The following is a 14424-nucleotide window of genomic DNA, read 5'->3' as shown; positions in this document are numbered from 1 at the left end:
TGCCGCACTTGGCTGGAGTGACGGTCGAGAAGATCGAGCAGACTCCGGGCGGTGTGCGGATCTGGGCATGTGCCAAGGCGAGCGTGAGTGCCTGTTCATTTTGTGGGGTCGAGTCAGGCCGAGTGCATAGCCGCTATGGCCGTCGGGTGGCCGACGTGCCGGTGGCGGGAGTACCGGTGGTGCTGTGGCTGCGGATGCGCCGGTTCTTCTGCGACAACGAGACATGTTCGGCCAGGACGTTCGCCGAGCAGGTAGACGGTGTGACCAGCGCGCACGCGCGACGCAGCCCGCGGCTACGGGGGATGCTGGAATCCATCAGCCTGGCGGTGGCCGCTTGCGCCGGAGCTCGACTGGCCGGTCGCCTCGGTTTGGTCACCGGCCGGGACACGTTGCTGCGCCTGGTCCGCGCCATCCCTGACCCGCCGATCGGGCCGGTCACTGTGCTGGGTGTGGATGACTTCGCGTTCAAACGCCGCAACACCTACGGGAGCATTCTGCTCGACATGGCCACCCATCGCCCCATCGATCTGCTCGCCGATCGCACTGCGGACAGCCTCGCCGAGTGGCTGCGCGCGCACTCTGGCGTGACCATCGTGTGTCGTGATCGTGCTGGCGCGTATGCCGAAGGCGCGCGCCTGGGTGCACCCGATGCTCGGCAAGTGGCCGACCGCTGGCACTTGTGGCATGGGCTGGCTGGCTATGTCGAGAAGACGATCAGGCAACATCGCCACGACTTGCGCGGTCCTGAACACGATATCCCCGAGCCCGCCGCAGATTCTGCTGCCTCGCCGGACGTCGAACAGATCGCGATCGCCGCGGAGGTCGACCGCGTCGAGGCGCACGCTGTGGTCGTCCGTATCCGTGAGCATTTCCAGGCGGTGCAGCAACTGTTGGCGCAGGGTGAATCTGTCAGCGGGACCTCCCGGTCGCTGCTGTTGGATAGGAAAACCGTGCGGCGGTTTGCTCGGGCCGGGAGCGTTGAGGAGTTGCTGGTCAAGCAGCGGGATGGTCGTCCTGGGCCGTTGGAGCGGTTCAAACCGTACCTGCGCGAGCGATGGAACCAGGGATGCACGACCGCGACGTTGCTGCTGGCCGAGATCCGCGAGCAGGGGTACACCGGCAGCTATCCAGCTCTCAAGCGTTACCTTCGTCTCTTCCGGGCAGTCGGTGCCGCGCCGCCTGCCACACCTGCCGCGCCGAAGGTCCGGGACGTGACCCGATGGATGCTGCACCATCCCGACGATCTCGACGACCGTGAGCGCGATCGCCTGAACGAGGTCCTGGCCCGCAGCTCGGCCCTGGCGAGATTGGCCTACCACGTCGCGTCCTTCGCGGAGATGATGACGGGTCTGCATGGCGAACGCCTCGACGAATGGATCGCCGCAGTGGAAGCGGATGACTTCCCGCACTTGCACTCGTTCACCGCTGGGCTCGCCCGTGACCGCGCCGCGGTGGTCAACGGGCTCACGATGGAGCACAACTCTGGAGCGGTCGAAGTGGTCGGGAACGGCTGCGCGGTGTCTTCTCCAGCTTCCAGGGCGGCACCACCACTACCGACCCGAACTGCTCCGTCGGCGCCGACGGCGGTCCCGGCGTGAGTTGCGGCTACGAGTTCGACGCCGTCTACGGCCACACCTACGCGATCACCGTGATGCGCGGCTGGGGTTCCACGTGGACCGGCGATGTGGTCGATACGTTGAGCGGCAAGGCAACTCACATCGGTAGCTGGGCACTTCCCTCGGGAAGCGGCAATCTCAGGCCGAGTCAGGGCGGCTTCGTCGAGTACTACAGCAGCCCGCCGAACTGCTCGCAACTTCAGTGGGTCAACGTGGTCTTCGGTGGACCGACCTCCACCGACGCGGGCGGTAGGAGCGGCTCCGCGCGAGCGCAGTACGAGTACGGGAACTGCACCGGGCAGGGCAACTACAAGTCAGCCCAGGTGGGCACCGGCACGAACATCAGCAGGGGCTGGGTCCGGTAGTACTGACAGCCCGACGTGATCGCCACCTCCGGCGATTGTGTCGGGCGCGGATCCGCGCGAGCGGTGCGCAAAGTCGTGCAGGGCAACTCGCGCACCGCTCGCGGCAACCGGCCAGTTTGTCGACCGGTTGTTCCTGGGGCGGTCGGAACGCCTACAAGGGTGGACGATCAAGTGTCCACAATGTATTCAACGTCTGGTCCACGGTCGCGCTCGCGCGGCGGGCAACCATCCATTGCGGACTAGGAGACGCACCCGTTGGCCGCGGAGAGTCGCCAGACGGCTGTGCCATGTGCGGGAATCGACGCGGTGAGCGCGGACGACGTGGTCGAGGTCGCACCGGTCCACAAGTCCTTTGCGCGGACACAGCCACTCATACCCACGCTGCTAAGCGACACAGACGCAGGTCGCGCGCTGGTGGTGCGGTTGAGCACAGCAACCGCACGGTCGCCGTTGGCGAGTTGCTTGACCAGGACGTCGGTGGTCGAGGTGGACGACGCGACTGTTGCCTGGTGGCCGGCGGGGTCCTGGTCTACCGCAATCAGGTTTGAGTTTCCGATAGCCGCGAGACTGTCACTACTGAGCCGGGTGACGTCGGAGGACAGGATCAAGGGTGCGGCCATCATCGCCCACAGGGCCACCTGGCTTCGGGACTCGTCAGCGTTGAGTCCGCCGTCGCCGGCGATGATGAAGTCGGGGTCGTTCCAGTTGCCCGGGGAGGCAAAGGAGGTGAGCCCCTTGTTGTACCCGTAGTTGTACATCACGCTGCCCCAACGCGAGCCGCTGCCGTACATGGCGATGTCGGCGCCTTCACGCCAGAGTTGCCCGACTTGCCCCGACCAGCCGATGACGGACAGCCAGTTCGGTCCTCCCTGGAAATAGGCCGGTGCGGAGACGGAGTGGATGATGGCACGTCCTGAGCTGCGCAAGGCGGCGGCCTGTGCCTGGTAGGCCTGCCTGTAGACGGCCTCCGTGCTCATCCCGGGCTGGGACTGGACGTTGCATCCGTCGAGTTTCAGGTAGTCCACCGCCCATGAGGCGAAGTCACGGGCATCGGTGGCGAAGTGGTTGGGCCCGCTGCCGGGGTAGCCGCCGCAGGTCTGCGTGCCGGCGTCCTCGTAGATACCGAACTTCAGGCCCTTGCTGTGCAGATAGGATCCCAGCCAAGCCATGCCGTGCGGGAACTTGGCCGGGTCGGCGACCAGATGGCCTGAGGCGCTGCGGCTTCTGGCCATCCAGCAGTCGTCCACTGTCACGGTGTTGTACCCCTTGGCGGCCAGGCCGGTTGAGACGAGTGCGTCCGCGTTGGCGACAACCGTGGATTCCGTGACATCGCACCCGTAGTGCGCCCAGTCGTTCCACCCCATGGGTGGTGTCAGGGCGAGTGGTGTGTTGGACGTCGCGGTGGGCGAGGCCTGGGCGGGCACTGTGCCCAGGAGGGACGCTGCCAGCACGGTGAAGCCGGCCAGTAGTGAGCGGGATGAGGGGGTTTTGGGCACTTCGATTCCTTCCGATCTGCAGGGTGATCTGTCGGCGAAGTGTGTGCGGGCACCCCGTGGGGCGCTGAGGGGCACAAGTAGAGCCCTCGTGCTCGAAGTTGTCAACAACGATGCATTTTCGAGCATATTTGAACTTCTTACATCACGATGAGTTTCGTTCGCCTTGTGCCAGCTGGTCGAGGGCGATGTCGACGATGAGGTCCTCCTGCCCGCCGACCAGCCGCCGGCGGCCGACTTCGAGCAAGAGGGCACGGACGTCGATGCCGTAGATGTTGGCGGCGGTCTCGGCGTGGCGGAGGAAGCTGGAGTAGACGCCGGCGTAGCCGAGGGTGAGGGTTTCCCGGTCGACGCGGACAGGGCGGTCCCAGAGCGGGCGGACGAGGTCGTCGGCGGCGTCCTGGAGCGCGAACAGGTCGCACTGGTGGGTCCAGCCGGTGAGGTTGGCGACGGCGATGAAGGCTTCGATGGGGGTGTTGCCGGCGCCGGCGCCGTGGCCGGCGAGGGAGGCGTCGACGCGGGTGACACCTTCTTCGACCGCGACGACGGAGTTGGCCACTGACAGCGAGAGGTTTTCGTGGGCATGGATGCCCAGTTCGGTGGCCGGGTCGAGGATGTCGCGGTAGGCGCGGAACCGTTGTCGAACGCCGTCCATGGTGAGCCGGCCGCCTGAGTCGGTGACGTAGACGCAGTGCGCGCCGTAGGACTCCATGAGCTTGGCCTGCCGGGCGAGTTCAGCGGCAGGTGCCATGTGACTCATCATGAGGAAGCCCGAGACGTCCATGCCGATCTCGCGGGCGGTGCCGATGTGCTGGGCGGCGACGTCGGCTTCGGTGCAGTGCGTGGCGACGCGGACGGAGCGGACGCCGAGCTGGTGGGCGCGTTTGAGTTCGGCGACGGTGCCGACGCCGGGGAGCAGCAGGGTGGTGAGCCGGGCGTGACTGACGCAGTCGGCGGCGGCTTCGATCCACTCCCAGTCGGTGTGGCTGGCGGGACCGTAGTTGACACTGCCGCCGGCGAGCCCGTCGCCGTGGGCGACTTCGATCCCGTCGACACCGGCGGCGTCGAGCGCGGTGACGATCGCACGGACCCGATCCGGGGTGATGCGGTGCCGCAGAGCGTGCATGCCGTCGCGCAGGGTGACGTCCTGGATGAACAGGTCGGTCATAGGATCGGCTCCAGCGAGGCGAGCCGCTCGGCGGTGCACAGGGCGGCGGACGTCATGATGTCGAGGTTGCCGGCGTAGGCGGGCAGGTAGTGGGCGGCGCCTTCGACCTCAAGGAACACGGACACCTTTACGGCGGGCCGGGGTGAGTCGGCCGCGAGCAGGGTGTGCACCGGTTCGTCCGCGCCGATCAGAGTGAACTGCACGCGCTGCTTGAGCCGGTACCCGGGAACGTAGCGTGCGACCTCGTCGACCATGGCGGTGATGGACGCCTCGACGGCCGCGGTGTCGATTGCCCGCCCGGTGGTGTCGCCGATGAGGCAGAACACCGTGTCGCGCATGATCAGCGGTGGCTCGGCCGGGTTGAGAATGATGATCGCCTTGCCACGGCGGGCGCGACCGACGGTCTCGATCGCGTGCGTCGTGGTCTCGGTGAACTCGTCGATGTTCGCCCGTGTGCCCGGCCCGGCGGACCTCGAGGCGATCGAGGCGACGATCTCGGCGTAGGCGACGTCGGCTACCCGGGAGACCGCGGCGACGATCGGGATGGTGGCCTGCCCGCCGCAGGTGACCATGTTGATGTCCGGGGCGTCCAGGTGCGCGTCGAGGTTGACCGCCGGCACCACGAACGGGCCGAGCGCCGCCGGGGTCAGGTCGATCAGCCGCTTGCCGTACGCGGCGAGCTTGGCGGCGTTGGCGATGTGCGCCCTGGCCGTCGTGGCGTCGAAGACGACGCGGATCTCCTCGAAGCAGGGCAATCCGATCAGCCCGTCCACCCCGTCGGCCGTGGTGGCCACGCCCAGCCGGGCGGCGCGGGCCAACCCGTCGGAAGCCGGGTCGATGCCCACCATGGCGGCCATCGCCAACCGTTCCGACTGCCGCATCACCTTGATCATCAAATCGGTGCCGATATTCCCCGACCCGATCACCGCGACCTTGGTTCGCGTCATGGTTCCTCTTCTTGGGAGAAGGTCACGCGGACGCGACCGAGGGTGGACAGTTCCGCGATAAGTTCGTCGCCGGGTGCGACCGGCACCATCGGCCCGAGCGCGCCGGAGAGCACGACGTCGCCGGCGCGCAGCGGATCGCCGAAGGCGGCCGTGGCGCGCGCCAGCCAGGCCAGCGCGTTGAGCGGGTCGCCGAGGCACGCCGCGCCGGTTCCGGCGGAGACCTGCCGGCCGTTCTTGCGCAGCGTCATCGTCACGTCGGCCGGGACGAACCGATCCGGCCGCGCCTGCTCGTTCCCGAGCACGAACAGCCCGCTGGAGGCGTTGTCGGCAACCGTGTCGGTGATGGCGATGTCCCAGTCGACGATCCGGCTGTCGACGATTTCCAGGGCGCCCACCGCGTGCCCGACAGCCGCGGCAGCTGCGGCGCGCTCGGCGCCGCTGACGGGGGAGCCCAGCGTCGTGCCGGCGGCGAACCCGTCAAGGTCGTGGGCGAGCACGAACGCGATCTCGGCCTCCGCCTTGGGGTGGATCAGCCTGGTGAACTCGACTGTGGCGCAGTCGCCGATGTGCATGTCGTCGAACAGCACGCCGAAATCCGGCTGGTCGACGCCGAGCTGTGCCTGTACCGCAGGCGATGTCAAGCCGATCTTGCGACCCACCACACGTGCGCCCGCGGCCAGCCGCTCCGCGGTGAGCACGTTCTGCACCTCGTAGGCCAGGGCGATGTCGGTGCGGCCGAGCAGATCGCGCACCGGGCTCGTGGGCACTCCGGTCCGCGCGGCGGTCGCCAGCCGCTGCGCGGCCTGGCTGATCACCTGCTGCCGGTCGGTCCAGGAAAGGATCTCGGCGACGACCTCGCTCACCGGACGTTCGGCGTCGAACGTGGCGCCTTTCTCGCCGGCGCCGAGTGGTTCGAGGTCCGCCAGCTGGCTCGTCAGCATGTCGGCCTGCATGAAGTGGTCGACGCGCGAGGCAATCCGCGTCCGCAATGTCGCCTCACTGGCTTGCAGGTGGACGAAGCGGACGTCACCGGCTTGTCGGAGCACTTCCCGATAGAGCGCTTTGAGCGCCGAACAGGTGAGGATTGTCGGAACATCCGGTTGGTCACACAGATTCGCGTTGATCACGTGTAGCCAGGGGAGCCGGTCCGCGTCGCCGAGTGGCTCGCCATTGGCCATTTTCGCGACGTTGGCAGCGGGATGAAGGTCGTCCCCTTCCACGAACCTCCAGCCGAGAAAGGACGCCAACTCGCGCCCTATGGTGGACTTGCCGCATCCGGCTACGCCCATGATCACCAGGCGCTGCCCGGCCACGATCTCACCTGGCTTCCGGGTCTTGTTGCGTCAAGAAGCCGGTCACGACTGTGTAGTACGCGTAGGGTCGCTCCTCCTGAAGATGGTGCGAGACCCGGTCCATCACGTAGAGCTGCCCGCGCTGGATCATGCGCGCGAGCATGAGCGGGTAGTCGGGGGTGAGGAAGTCGTCGTACATCCCCCACGCGAACAGCACTGGCGCCTGGATCTTCGGCAGCTCGGCGGACAGGTCCTGCCAGTCGCCGCGCGGGTTGTCCGACGCGGCGGCCAGCGCCATCTCCTCGGGGTCGAGACTCTGTTGGTACCGCAGGGTGATCGTGTCCGCGGGGATGAGATCGGCGTCGTGCCACTCGAGCCGCGCCATCAGCTGGCGCATCTTCTCCCGCGTGGGTCCTTCGCCGCCGTAGTACACGTCGCGCGCGTTGCGGCCGCGTCGGCCGCCCTCGGGGAGCGGCGCGAGCGGTCCGTAGAACACGGGCATGCTCCCCGTGACGACGAGTGAACGCACCCGGTCCGGATACTTCGCGGCGAGGTTCAGCGCGATCGTCCCGCCCCATGAGTTGCAGACGAAGTCGGCCCGGTCGATGCCGATGGCGTCGAGCAGGGCCACGGTCTTGGCGGCGTGGAAGTCCCACATCGGCCCGGTGATGCGGCACTTCTCGGACTTGCCGTACTGCAGCAGGTCCACCAGGTGACAGCGACGGTCGCGAGCGAACAGTGGCGCGACCGCGCCGAAATCGGACCATGCCGTGCAGCCCGGCCCGCCGCCGTGCAGGAACAGTGTGGGGCTGCCTTCTCCCAGGTCGATGTGATGGAAACGCACGCCACCGGCCTCGGTGAAGGTTCCGACAGGCGCCGGCTGAATGGTCATGCCTGCAGATGCTGGCCTCGCGACCCGAGCACCGCGCGCGGATCGGTTCGCTCAGCGGACCGGATTTGTGGTCCGGGTGACGGTGCCGTGCCGATGCTGGGCAGCACACAGCGCTTTCGACGAAAGGCCCAGTCCATGAGCCAGACCACTGACGGCAAGGTGAGGCCGCGCCACGCCGGTCGGCAGGACTGGAGCACCTGGCCGCAGTACAACGCCGCGGCGAGCGGCTTCGCCGGCTACTGGTATCCAGTCACCTGGTCCAGCCACGTGACGGGCAAGCCGTCGGCGTTCACCATCTGCGGCGAGAAGCTCGCGCTGATCCGGGACAACGGCACGGTGTATGCGTTGCATGACCGCTGCCCGCATCGAGGTGTCCCGCTGTCACTGGGCGAACAGCAGTTTCCCGGCACGCTGAGCTGCCCCTACCACGGCTGGACCTACAACCTGCCCGACGGCAGGCTGTGCGCTGTCATCACCGACGGCCCTGGATCGCCGATCTGCGGCAAGGTCAGCGTCCGCACCTACCCGGTCGAAGAGCGGCTCGGCTTGGTGTGGGTGTACATCGCGATTGGCGACGAAGAGCCGCACCCGATCGACGAGCAACTGCCCGCGGAGCTCGTGAGCAACCCGTTCGTCCTGGGTGGACGCATCCAGCCACGCACCGGGAACTGGCGCTTCGCGTGCGAGAACGGCTTTGACGAGGGCCACGCCAAGTACCTGCACCGCACCGCGCTGTGGCGACTGTTCAAGCCGATGCCGGCCTGGAACATCACCAGCATCGTCGCGAAGGGGCGCTGGATCTACCGCGTGCAGGACGAGGTGCACTGGGACGCCGATTTCCCGGGTGTGGGGCGCTGGTCCAACAAGCGATGGTGGAAGGCGAACCCGCCGGACACGACGTTCAACATCGGCAACACCGGTGCCGCCAAGAAGGTCGACCCGACGATCGAGGCGCAGCAGTTCCCCGGGTTCGCCTCGCTGTCGATGCCCGGCGTTCTGCGGATCGCCTACCCGAAGTTCATCCACTACGAGTTCTACGTCCCGGTCGACGCGGACAACCACCGCTATGTCGGCATGATGGTCAACTTCACCAAGGGCTGGCATACCGCGCGGTTCTACGCGAAGTACCTCGGCGTGATCCGCTGGTTGTTCCACGGGCAGTTCTCCGGACAGGACGCGTGGATGGTGGATGTCACCGATGCGCCACCGGAGAAGCTCTACCGGCCCGACATCTCGCTGACCGCCTGGCGGAACCTCGCCGAGCAGGAGACGACGGAGCGGCGTGCCTCAGCGGACGCAAAGGACAGTCACTCGTGAGCCGCCTTCGCACCGTCGCGTTGGTTGTGGTGGCCACTGTTGTCGGGGCGCGGGGCTGGCGGTGGTTCAGGCGGCACACGAACACCCAAGTGCACCGGATCAACCAATGACCGGGCTGCCTGCACGCGAAGCCCTCACCGCGAAGGCCGCCCGGCACATCGACCGCGAGAGGTTGCGCGACCTCGTCTGCGACCTCGTCGACATGCCCAGCCCGACCGGTGACGAGCGGCCCCTGGCCGAGCACATCGCGTCCACGCTGCGGGAAACCGGAATCGACGGGCAGGTGCAGCTGATCGATTCCCGGCAGGCGAACGCGTACGGCCGGCTTCCCGGTTCGGGTGCCGGCCCGGATCTCATGCTCTACGCCCCCATCGACACCTTCAGCACCGGGGATCCCGACCAGGACGTCCCCGGGATCGGCCCGGTCTGGCTGCCGTACATGGAGTCCCGCGCGGAGGTCCACGGCGACCTCGTCGCCGGCCTCGGCGCCTCGAACCCGAAAGGGCACGTCGCCTGCGTCATCGCCGCCGCCGAAGCCGTTGCCTCCAGCGGTATTCCACTAACCGGTGACCTTGTCGTCGCCTTCGGCGCGGGTGGCATGCCGACCAACGCGGACACGGGCGCGGACAGGCGCAATGTGGGCCAGGGAGTCGGCTGCTCCTACCTGCTTGAACAGGGTGTCTGGGCCGACTTCGCGGTGATCGCCAAGCCGGGCTGGTCGGTCGCGTGGGAAGAGGTCGGCCTCGCCTGGTTCGAGGTCACCGTCCGCGGTACCCACACCTACGTCGGCGCGCGACATCGGCTGCCGTACCGCAATGCCATCGCGGACGCCGGCCGCGTCGTCGCCTGGCTGGAGAGCTGGTTCGAGCGTTACGCCGAGGCACACACAGACGGCCTCGTCGCCCCGCAGGGCGTGGTCTCCTCGATCGACGGAGGCTGGGCCCGCATGGCCGCCGCGACCGCCGGCTCCTGCACGTTCCGTATCGACTTGAGACTCTCCCCGAGGACGACCCCGATGCAGGCGAAACGCGAGTTCTCACAGGCCATCGAGCAGATCCGCGCGACCGATCCCGACATCGCGCTCGACTGGCGTATGACGCTCGCGATCCCCGGCGCCACCACCGATCCGGACAACTGGATCACGCGCTCCACGATCGCCGCTTGGGAACGCGTCACCGGAGAGCAGCACCAACCAGCGCTCGGCACCAGCGGCGCCACCGACGCCAACATCCTGCGCAACCGCGGCATCCCGACCGCGCGCGTCGGCATGCCGAAGGTCACCGAGGCGCCGTTCCCCATCGACTTCACGGCCGGCATGAACACCGTGGACCTTCGGGAGATGGAACGGCTCACCCGGCTGCTGGTGGAGGTCGCCGTCGACACGCTCACCCGGACGCGAGTGGAGGTGGGACTCTCGGATGACTGAGATCGTGCTCGGCGTCGGGGCCTCCCATTCCACGCTCATGAACACCCACTGGGACCAGACGATCCATCGCGACCGAGCCGAGCGGTTCCGGGACGCGCTCTTCGCCGCGCGGGACCGTCTCGCGGCTGCTCGGCCCGACGCCGTGGTCTTGGTCGGCTCGAACCATTTCCGCGGCTTCTGGCTCGACCTGATCCCGTCGTTCACGATCGGGGTGGGGGAGTGCGTCGCCAGCGGCGAGTCGGGAACTCCAAAGGGCCCGCAGCGGGTGGACGTGCCGTTGGCCCGTCAGCTTGCCGCCTCGCTGGTGGACGACGGCTTCGACATCGCGTTCTCCGCCCGGCTGCAGATCGACCACGGCCAGTCCCACGCTGTCCAGTACCTGCTCGACGGGCTCGACGTGCCGATCGTGCCGCTGGTGGTGAACGTCTTCGCGCCGCCGCTGCCCACCCTCGGCCGGTGCGCCGGGCTCGGCACCGCCCTCCGCGGCGCCTTGCTCGCGGCGCCCGGGGACGCGCGGATCGCGGTGATCGGCTCCGGCGGCCTGTCGCACCGGCTGCCCTGGCCGGACTGGCGCGATCCGCACGGCGAGGACGAGGAGTTCCTGACGCGGGCGTGGCTCGACGGCCGGGACAACTGGCAGCTGTACGACGCACGACGCCGCCAGATCATCCGTGCCGCCGAAGCCGCGATCAACACCGACTTCGACCGGGAGTTCCTGTCCTGGCTCGAACACGGCACGGCCGGGCGACTCACCGGCTTCACCACCGAACAGCTGGCGGACAAGGCAGGCAACGGTGCGCAGGAGCTGCGCACCTGGCTGATCATGGCCGCCGCGCTCGACCACGCCCCCGCCGAGATCCTCGGCTACGAACCCTTACCCGAGTGGCTGACTGGAATGGGCGTCGCCGTGTTGGACCCCGCGAGAGGACACGAATGAGCATCTGGACCGCACTGTCCGGGCTGGCCTACAGCCACACCTACGTCGACGTGAACGGCATCCGCACCCGGACTGTGCAAGCCGGACCGGCCGAGGGCGAGCATGTCGTGTTCCTGCACGGCACCAGCGGCCATCTTGAGGCATTCGTCCGCAACCTGCCGGCGCACGCGCAGCACTACCGCTGCCACGCGATCGACATGCTCGGCCACGGGTACACCGCCAAACCCGACTACCCGTACGAGATCCCGCGCTACGTCGAGCACCTGCTCGGGTACCTCGACGTGGCCGGCGTCGACCGCGCTCACCTTGTGGGGGAGTCGCTGGGTGGCTGGGTGGCGTGCTGGCTCGCCAGCGAGTACCCGGAGCGTGTCGCGTCGCTGCAGCTGCTGTGCATGGGCGGCACCAAGGTGAACCCGACAGTGATGGCGCGGCTGAAGATGTCGACCACCGCGGCCGTCACCCAGGCCGACCGCAGGCTCACCCGCGACCGGCTCAGGCTGCTTTGGGCACAGTGGGACGAGGAACTCGGGGAGGACCTGACCAGCGTGCGCTACGCCATCTACCACGAACCGGAATTCGGCAAGAACCTGCACAACCTTCTTGCGCTGCAAGAAGTCGAGACCCGCGAGCGGAACCTGCTGCGGCCGGACCGGATGGCCAGGGTGGCGGCACCGACCCTGGTCGTCTGGGGCAAGGCGAACCCGTTCGGTGAGATCCCGGAGGCCACCGCCATCGCCGAGGCGATCCCGGGCGCCCGGCTGGAGATCTTCCCGAACACCGGGCACTGGCCGCAGCACGAGCAGGCCGAGCGCTACAACGCGCTGAGCCTGTCCTTCCTCGCCGAGGTGGTTTCCCAGCGGTGATCATCCGCGGCTACGCCGACACCCCACTCGGCCAGATCCACTTCGCCGAGTGCGACTCCGGTGCGCCGATGCTACTGCTGCACCAGACGCCGCGCTCCTGGGACGAGTATCGCGAACTCCTCCCGCTGCTCGGCGCCCGCCGCCGCGCCATCGCGATGGACACCCTGGGCTTCGGGCAGTCCGCCGCGCCGCCCGAGCACAGCATCGAGGCATACGCGGCCGGAGCCTTGGCGCTGCTGGACGCACTCGACCTCGATCAGGTGGACCTCCTCGGCCACCACACCGGCGGGGTTGTCGCGATCGAGGTTGCCGCGTGCGCGCCGGCACGAGTCCGCCGGCTCGTGCTGTCGTCCACTCCGTTCGTCGACGCGGCAGCACGCGAGCGACGCCGACACCGGCCGCCGATCGACCTGGTCGAGACGCAGCCGGACGGTCGGCACCTGGCCGAGCTCTGGGAACGGCGGCGCTCCTTCTACCCGGAGGGGCGACCGGACTTGCTCACCCGCTTCGTCCGTGACGCGCTGCGGCTCCAGGCAGACGAACTCGAGGCCGGGCACGAGGCGGTCGGCCGGTACCGGATGGAGCAGCGGCTGCCACTCGTGACGTGTCCGGTGCTCTGTCTCGGCGCCTCCGCCGACCCGTACGCCTTCCCCGAGCTGGAACCGCTTGCCAGGCACCTCGCCCATGCCACGATCACAGTGGTCGAAGGCGGCATGGTGCCGTTGATGGAGGAGCGCGCGTCCGACGTGGCCGCGGCGGTGCTCGATTTCCTCGCCGGAGAACGGCCGTGACCGGCCAACTGCGGACCCGCGGCGGCGCGACCGGCACACTCACCGACGACGAACTCGTCGGTTTCGTCCAGACGGCGTTGACCGCCGAGGACATCGACGGTGCCTCGGTGTGCGTGATCGTCCCCGACGCCACCCGCAGCTGCCCGCTGCCGCTGCTGCTGTCAACCGTCCACAATGCACTGGCCGGGCGGGCCCGCTCGGTCACCGTGCTCGTGGCGCTCGGCACCCACGCTCCAATGTCCGAGGACGAACTCGCACGGCATCTCGGTTACCGGCCGGGCGAGCTGGACACTACGTACCCGGGGCTGCGGGTTAGGAACCACGCCTGGTGGGACCCCGACACCTTCAGCTCACTGGGCCACATCTCGGCCGAACGGGTGGCGGAGCTGTCGGACGGCCTGCTCGCGCAGGAAGTCGACGTCCGGCTCAACCGCGCTGTCGTCGAGCACGACGTCGCCCTCGTCGTCGGGCCCGTGTTCCCCCACGAGGTGGTCGGCTTCTCCGGCGGGAACAAGTACTTCTTCCCCGGCGTGGCCGGCCCGGAGATCATCGACGTCTCCCACTGGATCGGCGCCCTGATCAGCAGTATGGAGATCATCGGCACCCGCGGCGGCACGCCGGTGCGGGCGCTCATCGACGAGGCGGCCAAGCTGATTCCCGCACGCCGGCTCGCGCTCTGCCTGGTCGTCGAGTCCGGTACCGGCGCGGTGCACGCCGCTGCCTTCGGGTCACCGGAAGCCGCGTGGGCCGCCGCGGCCGAAGTCTCGGCCCGAACGCACGTGCGATACCTACCCGAACCGGTCCGGCGCGTCATCTCCCTGGTCCCGACCAAATACGACGACATGTGGACGGCCGCGAAAGGCTTCTACAAGGTCGAGCCGGTCGTGGCCGACGGCGGCGAGGTGATTCTCGTCGCGCCGCACGTACGGCACTTCAGCGCGATGCACCCGGAGATCGACGAGATCGGCTACCACTGCCGCGCGTACTTCACCGGCCAGTGGGAGCGCTTCCAGCGCCTGCCCTGGGGAGTGCTCGCGCACTCCACGCACCTGCGCGGCGCGGGAACCTGGGATCCCGTCGTCGGCGAGCGCTGTCGGGTCCAGGTCACGTTGGCGACGCGGATCCCCAAACCGGCGGTCCGGGCCGCGAACCTCGGCTATCTCGATCCCGACGCTGTCGACCTCGACGCGCTGGCTGCCGAACCGGGAACTCTCGTCGTGTCCAACGCCGGCGAAGTGCTGTACCGGCTGGCGTAGCGCGGTCCGCTGCCCGGACCGGTGGCGTTGACCCTCGTCGCCCGGACTTGGAGAGTCGCAC

At 68.3% G+C, this 14424-nt stretch carries 13 protein-coding genes; 8 read left to right on the top strand and 5 right to left on the bottom strand.

Annotation, left to right across the window (positions count from 1 at the left end):
• Nucleotides 1-17 precede the first annotated feature (17 nt).
• Entirely contained in the window at nucleotides 18-1598 is a 1581-nt protein-coding gene (locus EV192_RS17990) for an ISL3 family transposase (RefSeq protein WP_207926102.1), read from the top strand.
• Nucleotides 1595-1981, top strand: a complete 387-nt coding sequence (locus EV192_RS17985; protein WP_132116627.1) for a hypothetical protein — start codon at nucleotides 1595-1597, stop codon at nucleotides 1979-1981. Before EV192_RS17990 ends, EV192_RS17985 begins: the two co-directional genes overlap by 4 nt.
• 239 nt (nucleotides 1982-2220) lie before the next feature.
• Here the strand turns inward: EV192_RS17985 and EV192_RS17980 are convergent, their stop codons facing one another.
• The 5 genes from EV192_RS17980 to EV192_RS17960 all read right to left on the bottom strand — a co-directional run bounded on the left by EV192_RS17980 (nucleotide 2221) and on the right by EV192_RS17960 (nucleotide 7773).
• Nucleotides 2221-3477 carry a glycoside hydrolase family 27 protein gene (locus EV192_RS17980; RefSeq protein ID WP_207926101.1) on the bottom strand — a complete coding sequence of 419 codons (1257 nt, stop codon included), beginning with the start codon at nucleotides 3475-3477 and terminating at the stop codon, nucleotides 2221-2223.
• 142 nt (nucleotides 3478-3619) lie between these two features.
• Nucleotides 3620-4642: a 4-hydroxy-2-oxovalerate aldolase gene (dmpG, locus tag EV192_RS17975; RefSeq protein WP_132116623.1), complete on the bottom strand. Its 1023-nt coding sequence runs from the start codon at nucleotides 4640-4642 to the stop codon at nucleotides 3620-3622.
• Nucleotides 4639-5589 (bottom strand): acetaldehyde dehydrogenase (acetylating), encoded by a 951-nt coding sequence (locus EV192_RS17970; RefSeq protein ID WP_132116621.1) that lies wholly within the window; start codon nucleotides 5587-5589, stop codon nucleotides 4639-4641. The genes dmpG and EV192_RS17970 overlap by 4 nt, the downstream gene beginning before the upstream one ends.
• Nucleotides 5586-6902 carry a gluconokinase, GntK/IdnK-type gene (locus tag EV192_RS17965; protein ID WP_243726902.1) on the bottom strand — a complete coding sequence of 439 codons (1317 nt, stop codon included), beginning with the start codon at nucleotides 6900-6902 and terminating at the stop codon, nucleotides 5586-5588. The genes EV192_RS17970 and EV192_RS17965 overlap by 4 nt, the downstream gene beginning before the upstream one ends.
• A gap of 4 nt (nucleotides 6903-6906) precedes the next feature.
• Entirely contained in the window at nucleotides 6907-7773 is an 867-nt protein-coding gene (locus EV192_RS17960; protein WP_132116619.1) for an alpha/beta fold hydrolase, read from the bottom strand.
• A gap of 135 nt (nucleotides 7774-7908) precedes the next feature.
• On the opposite strand from EV192_RS17960, the gene EV192_RS17955 reads away from it, so the two are divergent.
• From EV192_RS17955 to EV192_RS17930, 6 genes are all read left to right on the top strand, one after another.
• On the top strand, nucleotides 7909-9090 hold the full coding sequence (locus EV192_RS17955) for a Rieske 2Fe-2S domain-containing protein (protein WP_132116617.1): 1182 nt from the start codon (nucleotides 7909-7911) through the stop codon (nucleotides 9088-9090).
• Nucleotides 9091-9196: 106 nt separating this feature from the next.
• Entirely contained in the window at nucleotides 9197-10516 is a 1320-nt protein-coding gene (locus EV192_RS17950; RefSeq protein ID WP_132116615.1) for a M20 family metallopeptidase, read from the top strand.
• Nucleotides 10509-11453, top strand: coding sequence for a DODA-type extradiol aromatic ring-opening family dioxygenase (locus tag EV192_RS17945; protein ID WP_132116613.1), 945 nt, complete (start codon nucleotides 10509-10511; stop codon nucleotides 11451-11453). Before EV192_RS17950 ends, EV192_RS17945 begins: the two co-directional genes overlap by 8 nt.
• On the top strand, nucleotides 11450-12316 hold the full coding sequence (locus EV192_RS17940) for an alpha/beta fold hydrolase (protein ID WP_132116611.1): 867 nt from the start codon (nucleotides 11450-11452) through the stop codon (nucleotides 12314-12316). The genes EV192_RS17945 and EV192_RS17940 overlap by 4 nt, the downstream gene beginning before the upstream one ends.
• The gene (locus EV192_RS17935) at nucleotides 12313-13107 is read left to right on the top strand and encodes an alpha/beta fold hydrolase (RefSeq protein ID WP_207926100.1); all 795 of its coding nucleotides are present in this window, start codon (nucleotides 12313-12315) and stop codon (nucleotides 13105-13107) included. Before EV192_RS17940 ends, EV192_RS17935 begins: the two co-directional genes overlap by 4 nt.
• Nucleotides 13104-14363, top strand: a complete 1260-nt coding sequence (locus EV192_RS17930; protein ID WP_207926099.1) for a lactate racemase domain-containing protein — start codon at nucleotides 13104-13106, stop codon at nucleotides 14361-14363. The genes EV192_RS17935 and EV192_RS17930 overlap by 4 nt, the downstream gene beginning before the upstream one ends.
• Nucleotides 14364-14424: the final 61 nt, after the last annotated feature.

This window comes from Actinocrispum wychmicini (assembly GCF_004345645.1).
Taxonomy (GTDB): domain Bacteria; phylum Actinomycetota; class Actinomycetes; order Mycobacteriales; family Pseudonocardiaceae; genus Kibdelosporangium; species Kibdelosporangium wychmicini.
The sequence above is the reverse complement of the archived record's forward strand: the minus strand, read 5'-3'. Positions and strand labels throughout refer to the sequence as shown.

Bases quoted from the DNA above. Each gene is read 5' to 3' on its own strand.
- dmpG (WP_132116623.1), bottom strand. From the start codon at position 4,642: ATGACCGACCTGTTCATCCAGGACGTCACCCTGCGCGACGGCATGCAC.
- EV192_RS17970 (WP_132116621.1), bottom strand. From the start codon at position 5,589: ATGACGCGAACCAAGGTCGCGGTGATCGGGTCGGGGAATATCGGCACC.
- EV192_RS17960 (WP_132116619.1), bottom strand. From the start codon at position 7,773: ATGACCATTCAGCCGGCGCCTGTCGGAACCTTCACCGAGGCCGGTGGC.
- EV192_RS17955 (WP_132116617.1), top strand. From the start codon at position 7,909: ATGAGCCAGACCACTGACGGCAAGGTGAGGCCGCGCCACGCCGGTCGG.
- EV192_RS17950 (WP_132116615.1), top strand. From the start codon at position 9,197: ATGACCGGGCTGCCTGCACGCGAAGCCCTCACCGCGAAGGCCGCCCGG.
- EV192_RS17945 (WP_132116613.1), top strand. From the start codon at position 10,509: ATGACTGAGATCGTGCTCGGCGTCGGGGCCTCCCATTCCACGCTCATG.
- EV192_RS17940 (WP_132116611.1), top strand. From the start codon at position 11,450: ATGAGCATCTGGACCGCACTGTCCGGGCTGGCCTACAGCCACACCTAC.